Origin of the sequence: Flavobacterium sp. NG2, from assembly GCF_034119845.1 — a bacterium.
In the GTDB taxonomy this organism is placed as follows: Bacteria; Bacteroidota; Bacteroidia; order Flavobacteriales; family Flavobacteriaceae; genus Flavobacterium.
This window is the reverse complement of the sequence record NZ_CP139420.1, coordinates 163,308-181,684: the sequence shown is the minus strand read 5'-3', so window position 1 is coordinate 181,684 and position 18,377 is coordinate 163,308. Positions and strand designations below refer to the sequence as shown.

18 protein-coding genes are annotated in these 18,377 nt (G+C 34.2%); 12 read left to right on the top strand and 6 right to left on the bottom strand.

Annotated features, from left to right (window positions below):
• The first annotated feature begins 63 nt into the window (after positions 1-63).
• Positions 64-807 carry a hypothetical protein gene (locus tag SLW70_RS00860; RefSeq protein ID WP_320889995.1) on the top strand — a complete coding sequence of 248 codons (744 nt, stop codon included), beginning with the start codon at positions 64-66 and terminating at the stop codon, positions 805-807.
• Here the strand turns inward: SLW70_RS00860 and SLW70_RS00855 are convergent.
• On the bottom strand, positions 804-2,081 hold the full coding sequence (locus tag SLW70_RS00855; RefSeq protein ID WP_320889994.1) for a replication-associated recombination protein A: 1,278 nt from the start codon (positions 2,079-2,081) through the stop codon (positions 804-806). The two genes, SLW70_RS00860 and SLW70_RS00855, sit on opposite strands and share 4 nt — an antisense overlap.
• Before the next feature lie 202 nt (positions 2,082-2,283).
• Here SLW70_RS00855 and SLW70_RS00850 point away from each other — a divergent pair, with 202 nt between their 5' ends.
• Positions 2,284-3,054 carry a rhomboid family intramembrane serine protease gene (locus SLW70_RS00850; RefSeq protein ID WP_320889993.1) on the top strand — a complete coding sequence of 257 codons (771 nt, stop codon included), beginning with the start codon at positions 2,284-2,286 and terminating at the stop codon, positions 3,052-3,054.
• Positions 3,055-3,155: 101 nt separating this feature from the next.
• Here SLW70_RS00850 and rlmB read toward each other — a convergent pair whose 3' ends face one another.
• The 5 genes from rlmB to SLW70_RS00825 all read right to left on the bottom strand — a co-directional run bounded on the left by rlmB (position 3,156) and on the right by SLW70_RS00825 (position 11,545).
• Positions 3,156-3,890, bottom strand: coding sequence for a 23S rRNA (guanosine(2251)-2'-O)-methyltransferase RlmB (gene rlmB / locus SLW70_RS00845; RefSeq protein WP_320889992.1), 735 nt, complete (start codon positions 3,888-3,890; stop codon positions 3,156-3,158).
• 85 nt (positions 3,891-3,975) lie between these two features.
• Positions 3,976-4,701: a hypothetical protein gene (locus tag SLW70_RS00840; RefSeq protein ID WP_320889991.1), complete on the bottom strand. Its 726-nt coding sequence runs from the start codon at positions 4,699-4,701 to the stop codon at positions 3,976-3,978.
• 97 nt (positions 4,702-4,798) lie between these two features.
• The gene (locus SLW70_RS00835; protein WP_320889989.1) at positions 4,799-6,523 is read right to left on the bottom strand and encodes a SusD/RagB family nutrient-binding outer membrane lipoprotein; all 1,725 of its coding nucleotides are present in this window, start codon (positions 6,521-6,523) and stop codon (positions 4,799-4,801) included.
• Positions 6,524-6,534: 11 nt separating this feature from the next.
• Positions 6,535-9,756, bottom strand: coding sequence for a SusC/RagA family TonB-linked outer membrane protein (locus tag SLW70_RS00830; RefSeq protein ID WP_320889988.1), 3,222 nt, complete (start codon positions 9,754-9,756; stop codon positions 6,535-6,537).
• A 91-nt stretch (positions 9,757-9,847) separates the two neighbouring features.
• A complete protein-coding gene (locus SLW70_RS00825) occupies positions 9,848-11,545 on the bottom strand; it encodes a BamA/TamA family outer membrane protein (RefSeq protein WP_320889986.1) in 1,698 nt (565 codons plus the stop codon).
• A gap of 176 nt (positions 11,546-11,721) precedes the next feature.
• On the opposite strand from SLW70_RS00825, the gene rpsL reads away from it, so the two are divergent.
• The 10 genes from rpsL to rplV all read left to right on the top strand — a co-directional run bounded on the left by rpsL (position 11,722) and on the right by rplV (position 18,373).
• A complete protein-coding gene (rpsL, locus tag SLW70_RS00820) occupies positions 11,722-12,105 on the top strand; it encodes a 30S ribosomal protein S12 (RefSeq protein WP_007136570.1) in 384 nt (127 codons plus the stop codon).
• Between the two features lie 72 nt (positions 12,106-12,177).
• Positions 12,178-12,654, top strand: a complete 477-nt coding sequence (gene rpsG, locus SLW70_RS00815; protein ID WP_166138146.1) for a 30S ribosomal protein S7 — start codon at positions 12,178-12,180, stop codon at positions 12,652-12,654.
• Between the two features lie 11 nt (positions 12,655-12,665).
• Positions 12,666-14,822, top strand: a complete 2,157-nt coding sequence (gene fusA, locus SLW70_RS00810) for an elongation factor G (protein ID WP_320889985.1) — start codon at positions 12,666-12,668, stop codon at positions 14,820-14,822.
• A 10-nt stretch (positions 14,823-14,832) separates the two neighbouring features.
• Positions 14,833-15,138 (top strand): 30S ribosomal protein S10, encoded by a 306-nt coding sequence (gene rpsJ / locus SLW70_RS00805; RefSeq protein WP_007803605.1) that lies wholly within the window; start codon positions 14,833-14,835, stop codon positions 15,136-15,138.
• 155 nt (positions 15,139-15,293) lie between these two features.
• On the top strand, positions 15,294-15,911 hold the full coding sequence (gene rplC, locus SLW70_RS00800; protein ID WP_320889984.1) for a 50S ribosomal protein L3: 618 nt from the start codon (positions 15,294-15,296) through the stop codon (positions 15,909-15,911).
• Positions 15,911-16,540, top strand: coding sequence for a 50S ribosomal protein L4 (gene rplD / locus SLW70_RS00795; RefSeq protein ID WP_320889983.1), 630 nt, complete (start codon positions 15,911-15,913; stop codon positions 16,538-16,540). The genes rplC and rplD overlap by 1 nt, the downstream gene beginning before the upstream one ends.
• Before the next feature lie 6 nt (positions 16,541-16,546).
• Positions 16,547-16,837 (top strand): 50S ribosomal protein L23, encoded by a 291-nt coding sequence (rplW, locus tag SLW70_RS00790; RefSeq protein WP_320889982.1) that lies wholly within the window; start codon positions 16,547-16,549, stop codon positions 16,835-16,837.
• A gap of 9 nt (positions 16,838-16,846) precedes the next feature.
• On the top strand, positions 16,847-17,671 hold the full coding sequence (gene rplB, locus SLW70_RS00785; RefSeq protein ID WP_320889981.1) for a 50S ribosomal protein L2: 825 nt from the start codon (positions 16,847-16,849) through the stop codon (positions 17,669-17,671).
• A 6-nt stretch (positions 17,672-17,677) separates the two neighbouring features.
• Positions 17,678-17,956: a 30S ribosomal protein S19 gene (gene rpsS, locus SLW70_RS00780; protein WP_007136562.1), complete on the top strand. Its 279-nt coding sequence runs from the start codon at positions 17,678-17,680 to the stop codon at positions 17,954-17,956.
• Between the two features lie 6 nt (positions 17,957-17,962).
• A complete protein-coding gene (gene rplV / locus SLW70_RS00775) occupies positions 17,963-18,373 on the top strand; it encodes a 50S ribosomal protein L22 (protein ID WP_026707013.1) in 411 nt (136 codons plus the stop codon).
• The last annotated feature ends 4 nt before the right edge of the window (positions 18,374-18,377 follow it).

The window sequence follows — 18,377 nt, the reverse complement described above, 5'->3', positions numbered from 1 at the left end:
ATCGCTCAGATGACAATTTATAAAGCGATAACATACATTACCAACAACAAATAAATTATTTATATGAAAACAAAGTTAGTTTTATTCTTCATTATTATTTCAAATGCCATTTTTGCCCAAACTTCAGTAAATGATTATGCCGCAGTTGTGGTGCCTACTAAGTTTGACTTTTTAAGGGCGGAAAATGAGTATCGAATGGCAACTATCACAAAATACAACCTTGAAAAAGCGGGTTTTAAAGCTGTTTATTCAAATTCTGATTTTTCTGTAGAATTTCCAAATAGATGTAGCTTGCTAATGGTTGATGTTGTTAAGGATTCAGGATTTTTGACAACCAAATTATTTATTGAGTTAAAAGATTGTTATGGAAAAGTAATTTTTACTTCTGAAATTGGAAAAAGTAAAGAGAAAGATTTTGGAGTAGCCTATAAAGAAGCGCTCGAAAATGCATTTGAATCAGTTTTTAAATTAGAATATAAGTACAATGGTAAATTTGAAGCGAATACAATTGCGGATAACACGAAAGTACAAGCTGTAACTTTGCCACAGCAAAGTACTGTTGTGTCCTCTGTTATCACTAACTCTAATAACGAAGTATTGTATGCACAGCCTACTGAAAATGGTTTTCAGTTAATTGATAAAACGCCAAAAGTAGTCATGAAATTGATGAAAACAGGGACTCCTAATTCCTTTATTGCTATTAAAGGTGATGTTCAAGGGGTGTTGAATTTAAAAGACAACCAATGGGTTTTTGATTCCTATCAAAATGGAACTTTAGTTTCAGAAGTTATTACAGTTAAATTCTAATACCCATATTTGTCTTTCCAACGGTTTTTCAAAAATTCTCGGGTAGTATTTTCTCGGGAATTTTGACCAGGGTTGTACAAAACCGTTTCTGATAATTCGGTTGGTAAGTATTCTTGTACTTCAAAATTATTCGCATAATCATGTGAATATTTGTAGTCATCACCATATCCCAATTCTTTCATTAATTTGGTTGGAGCATTGCGCAAATGAATAGGTACCGATAAATCTCCCGTTTGTTTTACCAGTTGTTGCGCATGATTAATAGCCATATAACTCGCATTACTCTTAGGTGAAGTGGCTAAGTAGATGGCACATTGGCTTAATAAGATTCGGCTTTCGGGATAACCTATCGTTGTTACGGCTTGAAACGTATTATTAGCCATAATCAAAGCGGTAGGATTAGCATTTCCAATATCTTCACTTGATAAAATAAGCATGCGTCGAGCGATGAATTTTACATCTTCGCCCCCTTCAATCATTCGAGCCAACCAATAAACAGCACCGTTAGGGTCACTTCCTCGTATCGATTTGATAAAAGCCGAAACAATATCATAATGTTGTTCGCCACTTTTGTCATACAAAACGGTATTTTGTTGAACTAATTCAAGTACTCTTTCATTGGTGATCACAATTTCGTCTCCAGCAGAGGCGTTTATGACCAATTCAAAAATATTTAATAGTTTGCGTCCATCACCACCAGAAAGTCGCATTAAAGCTTCTGTTTCTTGTAATTGAATGTTTTTGGTTTGTAAATAGCTGTCTGTTTTTAGTGCTCGCATCAATAAAGCATTCAAATCATCTTTAGTAAAGGGATTCAAGATATACACTTGGCATCGGGATAATAAAGCGGGTATAACTTCAAAACTTGGATTCTCTGTCGTAGCACCAATCAATGTAATCCAACCTTTTTCGACAGCTGCTAACAATGAATCTTGTTGCGATTTGCTAAAACGATGAATTTCATCAATAAACAGAATAGGGTTCTTAGTCGTAAACAAGCCGCCAGATTGCTTGGCTTTATCTATAACATCACGAATATCTTTCACCCCTGAATTAATCGCACTCAGTACATAAAAAGGACGTTTAGATTCTTGAGCAATAATCTGTGCTAGGGTTGTTTTTCCCGTGCCTGGAGGTCCCCATAATAGCAATGAAGGAATAATTCCTTTGGCAATTTGCTGCGTCAACGAACCGTTAGGTCCCACTAAATGAGCCTGACTGATATAATCTTCTAAAGTTTGTGGGCGAATGCGTTCTGCTAATGGTGCTTCCATTTGTTTTTAAATCTGAATTCAAAATCGTTTATCTTTAATCAAGATATTTTGTAAAATTAAGCATTTTATATTTTAGGAGATGCGCTAAAAACGAATCTGCTACGATAATATCATTTTCATATTGGTATTTCTTTTAATCCTGACAAAATAGCATTATATTGGTTTTGGAATCCTATTTGCTTTCCTACTATTAAACTAAACCATGGATAAAAATTTCAAATACACCACAGATGTACTTGCGTTGCCACTTTTTTTTGTGCTTTTTTTGTGGATTATATATTGGTTACAAATTCGCTATGATTTTGATTTTGTCGAAAACGGAATTTATCCAAGAACTTTTTCAGGTTTACAAGGGGTTATCTTTAGTCCCTTCATTCATTCGGATTTGAGTCATTTATATAATAATTCGTTACCGCTTTTAGTTCTGTTGGCAGCTTTGCAGTTTTTTTATGCCAAACTATCTCCTTATGTTTTGATTTATGGAATTCTACTTTCGGGAGTTGGAACTTGGTTAATCGGGAGGCCTAGTTATCATATTGGAGCGAGTGGGTTGATTTATGTTTTGTTTAGCTTTATTTTTTTTAAAGGTATTTTTACGAAATATTACCGACTCGTTGCCTTGTCACTAACAGTGATTGTGGTTTATGGCGGAATGGTTTGGTATGTTTTTCCAAAAGTGGATGAAGTAATTTCGTGGGAAGGACATTTGGCTGGCTTTATCACAGGTTTGCTATTGGCTATTATAAATAAAACCCCTGAATATGAATATCAAAAACCGATTAAGTATGATTGGGAACATCCAGATTATGATGCCTCACAAGATAAATTCATGCAGCGTTTTGATGAGAATGGTAATTTTGTAAACCCTCCAATTCCTGAGCCAGAAGTAGAGGAGGACTATTTTTATTCGAATAGTAATGTAAATTATGAAATTACTAAAAACGAAAAAAACGAATCAGAACCTGAGTCCTAATTCGTTTTTGTTATTTTTTAAATCTTTAATTGGTATTTCAAAATCCTAATTTCAAAATCCCAATTCCTAAATTTTAATTTCGTTAATCAGCAATCACAAATCTAACTTCTTTGTCTCACCGCTTCATATAAAAAAGCACCACAAGCTACAGATACATTCAGCGAACCAATAGTTCCAAACATAGGTAGTTTTGCTTTTTCGTCCACTATTTTTAAAACTGATGGATTTACACCACGATCTTCAGAGCCCATGATAATGGCAACGCCTTCTTTTAGGGAAACATCATAAATGTTTTGGTCTGTTTTTTCAGTAGCTGCAACTGTTTTTATTCCGCTTGCTTGTAATAAGAAAATCGCATCTTTAATATGCTCTACTTTACAAATTGGAATATTAAACACAGCACCAGCCGAAGTTTTAACGGTATCTCCATTTACAGGAGCTGAACCTGATTTTTGAACAATAATTCCGTTGACACCTGTACATTCTGCGGTACGGATAATAGCACCAAAGTTACGGGCATCAGATATTTGGTCTAAGATTAAAAACAATGGTGTTTTTCCGTTTTCAACTACTGTATCTATTAAGGCTTCTAAATCAAAAAAGGAAATAGGAGAGATGCTTGCAACAGCACCTTGGTGGTTGTTAGGTGTTAGTCTGTTTAGTTTTTCAACAGGAACATAGGAAAAATTAATATTTCCACGTTTAAGTACTTTCATTAAGTCTTTCATCAATTCGCCACTGGCTTCCTTCTGAATATATACTTTGTCAACAGTTGCACCTGCTTGAATCGCTTCGATTATCGCTCTAATCCCAAAAATTTGATGTTCTTTTTCCATGCTGCAAATATATAAAAAAACCACCACTTGTTTGGTGGTGGTTGGTGTGTTTAAAAAACTTTTATAATTAAAAAAAATAAGAGTGTTAAAAGAAACAGAAAGGTATATTGTTTTCACCAAGGTATGGACCATATACAGTTCCATTTGGGCTTGTTATAGTAAATATATGTTCTTCTTCGTAATTCCCTTTAGTGTATGACCAAGTAAGTGTACCTTCTGTAGGTACAGTAATTATGTGGGTTGCATTTGAACCTTTTGAAGGTGAAATTGTATAATTGGTACTTACACCGTTTACTTCAGCTGTTAAATAAGCACCGTCCCATCCGTCTCCATAAACATCTTCCATCTCAACCTTCCATTGTCCTGAAGGAGAGTTAACTGAAGCGCATGAGATAGCAATAGAAAAATTATAAGCTTGTCGTTGTTCGGCTTGTCCAATAAGATCTCCATTTAAGTCGCTATATCTAAGTTCTTTTCCATTTATACCTGTTGAGAAAGATTTAAATTCTATTACATCAGCGGGTAAAATATCATTTATATTTATTCCGATAGCTTTAGCAATTTCTGTAATTGGAATTGAAATTGTAGTTGGGAAATTAGTTACTGTATAAGTAGTTAGAGGGAAGAACTCTGTTGAGTTAGTTCCTGAGACAAGTCTAACACTAGTTTTCCAACTACTTACGTTATTTGCAGGGGCTGATAAAGTTATTTCCACGCTTGATGTAGTAATATTTGTGTATTTGATCAGAGTACTTTTAAAAATACCTCTAACATAGGGTGCCTGAGTGTTTGAATTCTCATGTATGTTCATGTTAAACTTGTCTGTATTTTCACAAGAAATAAAGGAACATATTATAGCTAATAGTATTAATTTATATTTATTTTTCATTTTATCTTTTTTAAATTGATTAATCTACAAACCCTTCTGGATTAGTATCCCAGAAAACGGGGGTTGATACTCCTGCTTTTTGTTTAATATTGGAGTTGTTACTTGTAGTAGTTTGCGGATACCAGTTAGATCTAATAAAAATTCCAGGATTTTGAATTTTTACAGTAAGTTGTAATTTTTCAGGTTTCCCAGTTCTTCTATAAGTGTTATAAGCTTCAATACCATTTGTCCAAAGGGCAATAAAATATTGCTGAACAATAATCTCTAATTTTTTTGAATTATTACCTGCATTAAATTCGTCTTTTACTGCATTAATGTAGTCATTGATCGCAGTTGTTGTCGGTATTCTTGAATTTCCTTTTGCTACTGAGGATCCAAATTCCATGGTAGTTGTAATTGATTCACGCATTCCTGCTTCTAAATATTCAAGAGGGTTTCCAGTAGTTCCTATAGTTAGTGATGCTTCAGCTAACATAAAATAAGTGAACGATGACATCAGAATTGGTGTTATACCTGCTCCTTTAAGTCCTATACTAGGTGCATCTGAACCTGATAAATTTTCAAAATCACTTTTGTCAAATTCGCCTCCAACAGGATATACCCCAAATAGCGTACGATCTCTTTCGTCTGGTGGTATACCATCGTTGTCGCCATGATCTCTACCCCAATAACCACTTAGTCCATTTGTTGAAGGTACGGTGCAGTAGGTGTACTCTGTTCCGTACCAAGCAGGTTGGTTTTGTGTGACACAAGATTTGGTTACTACTGTTGCGGTAGAGAAATCAGATCTTTGACGGTAAAAATAATATCGAATTCGGGGATCTCTATTATTTGGATATTTATTAGCCATTAGATCCATGTAGTAATTTGCCATATAAAAGTTGGAACTAGGGCCACTCCCTCCAAAGTTTTTCTCAAAATAAGGATGTCTAGAGTCAGGAGCTGATGAATTTGTAGACCATTTAAATAGAAAATCTTCTGATGAAGTTAATATCAAGTCATTGTCTTGGATTAATTCATTTATTATAGATTTAGATTTTAAACTTCCAAAATCTGGACTATTTGCAATTCTTGTTTGTAGATATAATTTTAATCTTATTGTTTTTGCAACTTTTATCCAATTTTCTTTGCTAGAACCTCCATTGTAATATAAATCTTTGGAGGGTAATGATACTTCATTTTTTTCTAAATTAGATATTGCGTCGATTAATAATAAATCTATAGCTTTATAGATTGAAGCCCCACTGTCAACTTTTGGATTTGGATACATTGTTCCTTTAATTGCTTCAGTATATGGAACATCTCCAAAATAATCTACTAAAGTCATCATTACATATGATTCGATTATTTGGCCTATGGCAACATGTGTGTATTTTTTCTCTTTTAATGCCAATGGTGTCATTGCTCTAATGTCTGTTAGTACTTTTGAATAGGCAGTTTTCCATGCCTTGTCAAATAAACTTGGAGAATAAAAATCGCGGTATGATACAGCATTTTGGTGTAACATTCTCACAGGTTTCATGCCTAATTCACTCATTCCATATTCGTTTTCACCTTCGTAACCGGTAATGAAATTTGCTAATCCTAATTGAATAGAATTTAGATACAAATCAACATCTGCTGTCTCATTAGAAACATTATTTGGATTTTCTTTCAATTCTATATCTGTAGTTTCGCAAGATTGAAGTCCAAGAAATAAGGTGAAGATTAATATTTTATATGTTTTTTGAAGTATATTTTTCATTTTTTTCATTTTTAAAATGTTGCTTTAATGCTAAAACCAATGCGTCTTGAAGATGGCCCTGTGATGTAGTCAATTCCTTGGCCATTACCAACACCTGTACTTGATGCGTTCGTGTCGTAGTTAATGTTTTTTGGAAAATTAAAAGCATTATACCATAAATTTGAGCCCGAAACATTAAATGTTAAACTTCCAAATGGTAGTTTTCTTAATTGTTTAGCACTTAAAGCATATCCTAAAGTTACTTCTTGTAATCTTAAAGTTGTTCCGTCAAAAATGCTAAATTCATTTGCTTCCCCAAAATAAGTGTCAACACCTAAATTTGTACTTGTAATAGCAATGTTATTAACTTCGCCTGTTTGTGTAACTCCTGGTAAAATGTAGGTACATTCTCTGCATATACCGTTGTCAACAACTCCTCTTCCAATTAAAGCTGCGGTAGTTGTCGAAAATATATCTCCTCCATGTCTGTAATTAAGTATTGCAGACAAAGTTATTCCTTTATAACTTAGTGTAGGGATAAGGCTGGTTATCCAGTCTGGGTTAGGGTCTCCAAGATACTTATTCGATTTGTCTACTAAATACAATCCGTCATTTCCAACTACTTTGTTTCCAGAAATGTCTCTTACAACTGTAGTTCCAAATAATACTCCGTAGGGCATTCCTTGGACTGCATAATTTGCTGCTGATTCCGATATAAAATCAGTTAGCGGTATTAAATCAGTTCCTAGAGCCAGTTTTGTTACAGTTGTTTCATTTGCTGAAAAATTTCCAGCGATGTTAAATTTTAATCCATTGTTTTTAGACTTGATGATGTCGATATCATATTCTATTTCTATACCTTGTGATTTTAAATCTCCAATATTTACAGTTGTGGAGGTGTATCCTGTTGCGTCATCAAGATCTTGGTCTGTTATTAAGTCTTTAGTTTCTTTACTGTAAGCACTTATGTTGAAATTTAAACAGTTGAAAAGTCTAGTGTCCAATCCTACTTCAAATTCACCAATTCTTTCTGGTTTTAAATTGGTATTACCTAATCGGTCATTTACTGTATTGGTAGGTATTATTGATCCATTATTTGTTATAAAAGTTCTTGCTGAAATATTTATTGAATTCCTTGTGTTGTATGGGTCTGGGGCTCCAGCAGATGAACCATAACCAGCTCTGATTTTCATATAATTCAGGATGTTTCCTTTAAGATTTTCAAAAACTGTAGTAGGAATAAATGAAACACTTGCTCCTGGGTAGAATAAATTATTATTTTGTTTTTCTAATGTTGAATACCAATCATTTCTGGCTACAACGTTAAAGAATAAATAGTTTTTATAATCTAGTGTAAGATCTAAATAGGTTCCTATTTCATTTAGGTCTTCTTGGTATGCTATTGGTTTTCCAGTGAATGAATTTGTTGCAGAATTGTTAGCGAAATTAAAATGTTTTAAAATACCATAGGCTAGTTGACCTGTACTTTCAATACCGTCTCTTGTAAATTCTTTTCTCTGTGATTGAAATCCTAAGTTGGTACTTAAATTTAAATTTTCTGAAATTGGTCTGTTGAAATTTAAATTTGTTGTATGATTCCAGATAGTATTTTTAACAGCGGTTGTTCTTAGAAGACCAGTAGGGTCACCACTAATTCCGCCTTTGTTTTGAGAATAAGAATTTAATTCTGTATAAGTATCTATTCCTAGACGATACGATAATTTTATCCAATCATTAATGTTATATATAATGCCAGCATTCCCAAAAAAACGATCTGTATCTTGTGTTGATTTTACATTGTTTACTGTCCAATATGGGTTTTGAAGATCATTTCCAGAGCGATAATATACGCTTCTTCCTTCTGAATTTTGATAAGGTAAATTAGTCAAATCAACGCTTCTAGGTGTATACATGACATCTGCAAAAACTCCTGATCCATTGAATGCCGCCCCACTTCCAGTGCTAACTGCATTTGGTGGTGAATTGTATTTTGTTTTTGAGAAATTAAAAACACCTGTTATGGTGAATTTATTTGATAGAATTGCATTTCCGCCAATACCAAAGTTATCTCTACTTAGTTTGTTCCCTCTGGTAATTCCTTCATCAACAGTTTTTCCATAGCTCATGTTATAATTGATGTTTTCATTTCCTCCTTTTGCATTTACTGATGTAGTTGATACAACACCTGTTTTAAAGAAGTCTTTAACGCCGTTATAAGCTTTGTATTCGTAGGGTTTTGTTAATAAATCTTCATTGCCCGTTATCAATGATGTGTCACTTATATAGTTGTAAGGGTGTTGTAAAAGAGCATTTCCGTTTTCGGCTGTACCGTTATATTGTAAAGCATTTGCGACACCATCGTTGTCAGTTCTATCAAATCGTGGTCCCCAGTTACTATAAAAATATCCATATCCTTGGTGAAATCCTCCACCATATTCGTTTTGGTATTTAGGTAAAATAGCTTCTGAAAAAAACATGGATTGACTTATAGTGATTTCAGTTTTTTTGATGGTATTTGAAGAGCTTGAGTTCTTGGTTTTTATTAAAACAACCCCATTTCTACCAGCACTACCGTAAAGAACAGTTGCACTTAAGCCTTTTAATACACTTACACTTTCAATTGAGTTTGGGTCTAAATCTAAAAATCTGCTAGATTCGGTGTTTCCGTCTAAGTAACTAGATTGTGTGTTTGTTCCGGAGTCAAAAGGAACGCCATCAACTATAAAAAGTGGTTGGTTTGAGCCAGAAATCGATGAATAACCTCTTATGATTATATTGGTACTTGATCCTGACATTCCGTTTGATGCGGTGATGTTTACTCCTGCAATTTGACCGCTCAAGACTCTTCCGATGTCACCTTCAGCTTTTTGAGAAATACTTTCTGATTTTAGGATTGTAATTGCATAGCCAAGGGACTTTTTTTCTTTTTTGATTCCTTGTGCTGTGACGACTACTCCTTCTAACTCTACTGAATCTCCAATTAGCTTAATAGATAAGGTTGTTTTTGAAGCTTTGATTTCTTGAGTTTTCATGCCAATATAACTGAAAACTAAGGTTTGGCTGGGGCTTGCCTTGATGGTGAATTTACCATCTAAATTTGTTTGAGTTACAGTTTTGGTTTCTTTAACCAAAACACTTACGCCTGGTAAGGGTAGGCCGGTGTCGTCATATACGACGCCATTGACGGCTCTCTGTTGTGCAAAAATAAATTGCACCATAAGTACTAGAGATAGTAGGTAGATTCTAGTGGGCATTAGTTTCATTTTTTTAAAAATTTGAATTAGTAGTTCAAAATTCTTAATAATTTGTTAACTTTCCTAATTTATCTTTAATTTTCATGTGATTTTAGAATGTAATGTTAAATTTTAAGCTGATTATGGTGTTGTTGATGTCTGTTTTTTGATTTTTATCAATTCCATTGGCTAATGTTAATTTTAGAAGTCCATTCTTGGTTTGTAGTCCAATACCTATTCCGATGCCAGTTAAAGTTTCTATTTTTTTTAAAGTTGAAAAAGGGTCTTTGTAGATGGAATAATCAATAATAGAATGGAGGTATAAATTAGGGGAGGCTATGAATCGGTATTCGGTCATAATGGCACTCATGTATTCTGCTTGTAGACTATTTTCGGCAAAGCCTCTAATGGAATTAGTGCCACCAAAACGGAATAATTCATTGACTAGGAAATTGTTGCTATTTAGATAGAAGTTTTGGCTATTGATATTAAAGTGGTTCTTATTGTTGATTTCAATAGTGTGTGATGCGTTTAGGTCAATATAATATTGTTTATTCGATTCGCTTACAAAGGCTGTATTGTTGGTTCTTTTTCCAAATCCAGTTGTGAATCTAATCTTGGTTTTATCAGGGAATAATGGAATGTCATAATCGAATTTTGAGTACTCTAATTTAGATGTAATGAAAGAATTTTTGTAGTCTTGAATGTTGTTACTGTTAGTGTTTTGGATGTCACTGGACTCCGTAGCTTGATAGCCTAAGTAAATACGTGTGTTATAGTTGACAAGGTAGCCTAAATCGAAGGAGGTTTTTGTGTTTTGAAAGATACTGTCCTGTTTAAAAATATTAATTTGTGCTTTAATTCCAATGTTTGAATTGAAAATATAGGGTACCTCAAGATTTGTTCGAAAAGTTTTTTGGTCATTACCATCACTTTTCCAGTATAAAGAAAATTGTTCCCCTGCTTTTAGAGTGTTTTCGAGAGTTAAATCCAGATAACCACTAAAGATGACTTTGCTATTTTCATTTGTTGTAAACCCTACGAATCCGTCAAAATTATTTGATTTTCTTTTTTCTAGATAAACATAGACTTTGGTACTGTCTTTAAGTAGTAAAATTTCAGGATATTTGATTTGGTTTACAAAGCGAAATTTCTCAAAGTCTTTATGTATTTTTTGAATAGTATTTTTGTTAAATATTTGTTTATTATATTTTGAATTAATTTGTTTAAGATGGCCTTTAGGTAGTTCGGCTTTTCTGTTTTCCTCTGCGTATTTTGCAACAATTGTATTAATTGTTCTTTCGTTATCTGTTTTGAGTTCTAGCTCTGCATATAAAATAGTTCCTTTTTTTTGAATTTTACTAAGGTTGAGTTTTGTTAATGCAAACCCTTTTTGTTCTGCTTTTTTTAAGGTTTGACTTAGGAAATCTTCTATTTCAATGTATGGTATGATTAAACTGTCTTTCTCTACAAGACTAATTATATCGTTTTGTTTTGGAATATGTTTTAGATGTATATGTACGTATTTAATTTGTTCTCCAATTGAAAATTCTCCGACATAGGTAGTGTCGTTTTTTTTTGCAAAATGGATTAATTGGTTTTCTATGTAGCCAATTTTAGATAATTTATCTGAAACTTTATTCACCTCGTCATTTACAGATTTGGCCTCTTTGTGTTTTTTTTGGTAGGTGATTGAGTCAATTAATCTTTTCTCGATTGTGGTGCTTCCATTTAAAATTAAATGAAAATTTTGGCAAGATGCTGAAAAAGCAAAGCCAATAATAAAAAAGAATGTAGTGAATTGTTTCAAGAAAAATGTTTTTATAAAAGTAATGCAAATATCATCTGTTTGTGAATAAATTCAAAAGGCTAAATAATCTTATTGAAAATTAATAGATTAACGTTTGTAGAGTTAAAAATAATTTATACATTTGCAACCCCGTAAAAAGCGGGAAGTAAATTACATAATAATTTTTAGTATTAATTATGCCAACAATTCAACAATTAGTAAGAACAGGAAGAACTCAGATAACTAAGAAGAGTAAATCGGTTGCTTTAGATTCTTGTCCTCAAAGAAGAGGGGTTTGTACGCGTGTTTACACTACGACACCAAAAAAACCAAACTCTGCAATGCGTAAAGTAGCGCGTGTACGTTTGACAAATGGTAACGAAGTGAATGCTTACATCCCTGGAGAAGGACACAATCTACAAGAGCACTCGATAGTATTAGTTAGAGGTGGAAGGGTAAAAGATTTACCAGGTGTTAGATATCACATCGTTAGAGGTGCGCTTGATACGTCAGGAGTAGCTGGAAGAACGCAAAGAAGATCTAAGTACGGTGCTAAACGCCCAAAAGAAGCAAAAAAGTAATTTAAAAATGATTCTCGTAGAGGCGCGATTTATCGCGGCTTAAAGAGTATGAACTTTTATTAAAAAAAAGACATGAGAAAAAGAGCGGCAAAAAAGAGACCACTTTTACCAGATCCAAGATTTAATGATCAATTGGTAACACGTTTTGTAAACAACTTAATGTGGGATGGTAAGAAATCAACAGCTTTTAAAGTTTTTTATGATGCAATTGACATTATAGAATCTAAAAAGCAGGATGCAGAAAAATCATCATTAGAAATTTGGAAAGATGCCTTGACTAATGTTATGCCTCACGTAGAAGTACGTAGTCGTAGAGTAGGTGGAGCTACATTCCAAATTCCAATGCAAATTAGACCAGATAGAAAAATTTCTATGGCTATGAAATGGTTGATTCTTTATTCAAGAAGAAGAAACGAAAAGTCAATGGCGCAAAGATTAGCTTCAGAATGTTTAGCTGCGGCTAAAGAAGAAGGTGCTGCTGTTAAGAAAAGAATGGATACTCACAAAATGGCAGAAGCTAATAAAGCTTTCTCTCACTTTAGATTTTAATTCAATAAGAAATGGCTAGAGACTTAAAATATACAAGAAATATTGGAATTGCTGCTCACATTGATGCTGGTAAAACAACAACAACTGAGCGTATTCTTTTTTATACTGGTAAATCACATAAAATTGGTGAAGTACATGATGGTGCTGCAACAATGGACTGGATGGCACAAGAGCAAGAAAGAGGTATTACAATTACTTCTGCTGCAACAACTTGTGAGTGGAATTTTCCAACTGAGCAAGGTAAAATTTTGCCAGATTCAAAGCCTTATCACTTTAATATTATTGATACTCCTGGGCACGTAGACTTTACTGTAGAGGTAAACCGTTCTTTGCGTGTATTGGATGGTTTGGTTTTCTTATTTAGTGCGGTTGATGGTGTTGAGCCACAGTCTGAAACTAACTGGAGATTAGCAGATCAATATAGAGTGCCTCGTATGGGGTTTGTTAACAAAATGGACCGCCAAGGTTCTAACTTTTTGAATGTATGTCAACAAGTTAGAGATATGTTGAAGTCAAACGCAGTTGCGATTACTTTGCCAATTGGTGAAGAAAATGATTTCAGAGGTGTGGTTGATTTGGTTAAGAATCAAGCGATTGTATGGCATGATGCTACTCAAGGAGCTACTTTTGATATTATTGATATCCCTGCGGATATGGTTGATGAAGTAAAAGAATACAGAGATATTCTTATTGAAGCAGTTGCTGATTATGATGAGAACTTACTTGATAAGTATATGGAAGATCCAGATTCTATTACAGAAGAAGAGATCAATATTGCTTTGAGAGCTGCTGTGATGGATATGGCTATTATTCCGATGATTGCTGGTTCTTCATTTAAAAACAAAGGAGTTCAATTTATGTTAGATGCGGTATGTAAATACTTGCCATCTCCATTAGATAAAGAAGGTATTGCTGGAATTCATCCAGATGATGCTGAATTATTAGAAGAGGATCAAACTAAAATCTTGCGTAAGCCAGATGTAAAAGAGCCTTTCGCTGCTTTAGCATTTAAGATTGCTACTGACCCGTTCGTAGGTCGTTTGGCTTTCTTCCGTGCTTACTCAGGGCGTTTAGATGCGGGTTCTTATGTTTTGAATACTCGTTCAGGAAACAAAGAGAGAATTTCTCGTATCTACCAAATGCATGCTAACAAACAAAATCCAATCGAATATATCGAAGCTGGAGATATTGGAGCAGCAGTTGGATTTAAAGATATTAAAACTGGAGATACATTGTGTGATGAAAAACACCCAATTATTCTTGAGTCTATGAAATTCCCTGCACCAGTAATTGGTATTGCTATTGAACCTAAAACTAAGGCTGACGTAGATAAGATGGGTATGGCTTTGGCTAAATTGGCTGAGGAAGATCCAACATTTACTGTTAGAACTGATGAGGCTTCAGGTCAAACTATTATCTCTGGTATGGGTGAGCTTCACTTGGATATCTTGGTAGATCGTATGAAACGTGAATTTAAAGTTGAAGTAAACCAAGGTGAGCCTCAAGTAGAATACAAAGAAGCGTTTACAAGATCTGCTCAACATAGAGAAACTTATAAAAAACAATCTGGTGGTCGTGGTAAATTCGGTGATATTGTTTTCCGTTTAGAGCCAGCTGACGAGGTTGATGGTAAAGTTCCTGTTGGATTACAATTTGTTAATGAGGTAAAAGGTGGAAACGTGCCTAAGGAATATATTCCTTCTGTAGAGAAAGGTTTCCGTGAAGCTATGAAAACTGGTCCTTTAGCAGGATACCAAGTAGATAGTTTGAAAGTAACTTTGTTAGATGGATCATTCCACCCTGTGGATTCTGATGCGCTTTCTTTTGAGTTAGCAGCTAGAATGGGTTATAGAGAAGTAGCTAAAGCTGCAGGAGCTGTAATTCTTGAGCCAATCATGAAAATGGAAGTTATTACACCAGAAGAAAACATGGGAGATATCGTAGGTGATATTAACCGTCGTAGAGGTCAGGTGAATGACATGGGAGATAGAAATGGAGCAAAAACTATTAAAGCTGATGTGCCATTATCTGAGATGTTTGGATACGTTACAACTTTAAGAACTTTGTCTTCAGGTCGTGCAACTTCAACAATGGAATTTTCACACTACGCAGAAACGCCTTCTAATATTTCAGAAGCAGTAATCAAAAAAGCAAAAGGAAACGCTTAATTTTAAGAAAATGAGTCAAAAAATCAGAATAAAACTAAAATCTTACGATCATATGTTGGTAGATAAGTCTGCTGAAAAGATTGTAAAAACGGTTAAAACTACAGGTGCTGTTGTAACAGGTCCAATTCCTTTACCAACTCACAAAAAACTTTTCACTGTACTACGTTCTCCACACGTTAATAAAAAAGCAAGAGAGCAATTCGAAGTAATGTCATACAAGAGATTAATTGATATTTACTCTTCATCATCAAAAACTATTGATGCTTTGATGAAATTAGAATTGCCTAGTGGAGTTGAAGTAGAGATCAAAGTTTAGGTTTCTTACTAAGGGAAATTAAGGGCACTTTGTTTAAGTGAAAACTTTTTTTGGATTGTGTGTAAATAAGTTATACTTTTGCACCACTTTAAAAATAAGGGTTCACTTAAATGATGTGTTCTATTTTTATATTTAATAATTAATAATTAATATTTATGTCTGGGTTAATTGGTAGAAAAATCGGCATGACTAGTATTTTTGATGAGAACGGGAAAAATATTCCTTGTACTGTAATCGAAGCTGGTCCTTGTGTTGTTACCCAAGTCAGAACCAAAGGTGTTGACGGGTACGAAGCGTTGCAACTTGGTTTCGATGACAAAAACGAGAAACATTCCACTAAAGCGGCTTTAGGTCACTTTAAAAAAGCTGGAACTGTAGCTAAGAAAAAAGTCGTTGAATTCAAAGAGTTTGCATCAGAACAAAAATTAGGAGATATCATTGATGTTTCTATTTTTGAAGAAGGAGAATTTGTAGATGTACAAGGTGTATCTAAAGGTAAAGGTTTTCAAGGGGTTGTAAAACGTCACGGTTTTGGTGGTGTTGGTCAAGCAACTCATGGTCAACATAACCGTTTAAGAGCGCCAGGTTCTGTAGGAGCTTCTTCTTATCCATCTAGAGTATTCAAAGGAATGCGTATGGCTGGACGTATGGGAGGCGTAAATGTAAACATTCAAAACCTTAGAGTTTTAAAAGTAGTTGCTGAAAAGAATCTACTTGTTATAAAAGGATGTGTTCCTGGTCATAACAACTCTTATGTAATCATTCACAAGTAATGGAAGTAAAAGTATTAGATTTCAACGGAAAAGATACTGGGAGAAAAGTTCAACTTTCTGATTCAGTATTCGCAATTGAACCAAACAATCACGCTGTATACCTTGATGTTAAGCAATATTTAGCTAATCAAAGACAAGGAACGCATAAGGCTAAAGAAAGAGCTGAAGTTGCGGGAAGTACACGTAAGATTAAAAAACAAAAAGGAACTGGTACTGCTCGTGCGGGAAGTGCAAAGAATCCATTGTTTAAAGGTGGTGGAACAGTTTTTGGACCAAGACCAAGAAGTTATTCATTCAAATTGAATAAAAACTTGAAACGTTTGGCAAGAAAATCTGCTTTCTCAATCAAAGCAAAAGAGTCAAATATTATCGTTCTTGAGGACTTTAATTTTGAAGTGCCAAACACTAAAAATTTCATTAACGTTTTGAAAGCTTTAGAGTTAGAAAATAAAAAATCACTATTCGTGTTGGGTAATACAAATAAAAATGTATATTTGTCGTCACGTAATTTAAAGGGGTCTAATGTAGTAAGTAGCTCAGAATTAAGCACTTATGAAATATTAAACGCTAATAATTTAGTGCTTTTAGAGAGTTCTTTGGAAGTAATTGAAGAAAATTTAAGTAAATAATAGGATATGAGTATCATAGTTAAACCTATAGTAACGGAAAAAGTAACCAAAGAAAGTGAAGTTTTAAACCGATTTGGATTCGTTGTTAACAAAAAAGCAAACAAAGTTGAAATTAAGAAAGCTGTAGAGGCTGCTTATGGAGTAACTGTGTTAAGTGTTAATACAATGAATGTAAGACCAGATAGAACTACAAAATACACTAAAAGTGGTTTAATCAGTGGAAAGACAAATGCTATTAAAAAAGCAATTGTACAAGTACAAGAAGGAGAATCAATTGATTTTTACAACAATATCTAAGATAGAAAAATGTCAGTAAGAAAATTAAAACCTATTACCGCAGGTCAGCGATTTAGAGTTGTGAATGGTTATGACGCCATTACAACTGATAAGCCGGAACGCTCTTTGATAGCACCGATAAAAAACTCTGGAGGTAGAAATAGTCAAGGAAAGATGACCATGCGTTATACGGGTGGTGGTCACAAGCAGAGATATCGTATAATTGATTTCAAAAGAACAAAGGAAGGAATTCCTGCGACTGTGAAATCAATCGAATATGATCCAAATCGTACTGCATTTATCGCTTTGTTAGCTTATGCTGATGGAGAGAAAACATATGTTATTGCTCAAAACGGATTGAAAGTTGGTCAGAAATTAGTTTCTGGTCCAGAATCTCAACCTGAAATTGGTAATGCAATGCCTTTAAGCAGAATTCCATTAGGAACTGTAATCTCTTGTATTGAGTTAAGACCAGGTCAAGGAGCTGTTATCGCTCGTTCTGCTGGAACTTTTGCTCAATTAATGGCGAGAGATGGAAAATTTGCTACAATTAAAATGCCTTCTGGTGAAACAAGATTAATCTTGTTGACTTGTTCGGCTACAATTGGAGCAGTATCTAATTCTGACCACCAATTAGTTGTGTCTGGTAAAGCAGGTAGAACAAGATGGTTAGGTAGAAGACCTAGAACAAGACCTGTTGCAATGAACCCTGTTGATCACCCAATGGGTGGTGGAGAAGGACGTTCTTCTGGTGGACATCCACGTTCAAGAAATGGAATACCAGCAAAAGGTTATAGAACACGTTCTAAGAAAAACCCGAGTAACAAGTATATCGTAGAACGTAGAAAGAAATAATAAGATATGGCACGTTCATTAAAAAAAGGACCTTTCGTTCATTATAAGTTAGACAAGAAAGTTCAAGAAAACATCGCTGGTGGAAATAAAGGAGTAGTAAAGACTTGGTCTCGTGCTTCTATGATTACTCCAGACTTTGTTGGGCAAACTATCGCAGTTCATAACGGTCGTCAATTTGTACCAGTTTACGTAACAGAAAACATGGTAGGTCACAAATTAGGAGAATTTTCACCAACTAGATCTTTTAGAGGTCATGCTGGAGCAAAAAATAAAGGTAAAAAATAAGAAGCAATGGGAGTTCGTAAAAGAGAAACAGCAGATGCGAGAAAAGAGGCTAATAAGTCTATTGCTTTCGCGAAATTGAATAACTGCCCTACTTCACCTAGAAAAATGCGCTTAGTAGCGGACTTGGTAAGAGGTCAGAAGGTAGAAAGAGCACTTAACATCTTAAGATTTAGTTCTAAAGAAGCTTCAAGAAAATTAGAGAAATTAGTATTATCTGCAATCAATAACTGGGAGCAAAAAAATGCTGATGCTAATTTAGAAGAGGCAGGTTTATTTGTTAAGGAGATCAGAGTAGATGGTGGAATGATGTTGAAAAGACTTCGTCCAGCACCACAAGGTCGCGCACATAGAATTAGAAAACGTTCTAATCACGTAACAATCGTGCTTGGATCTATTAATAACACACAAGCAATTTAATAAA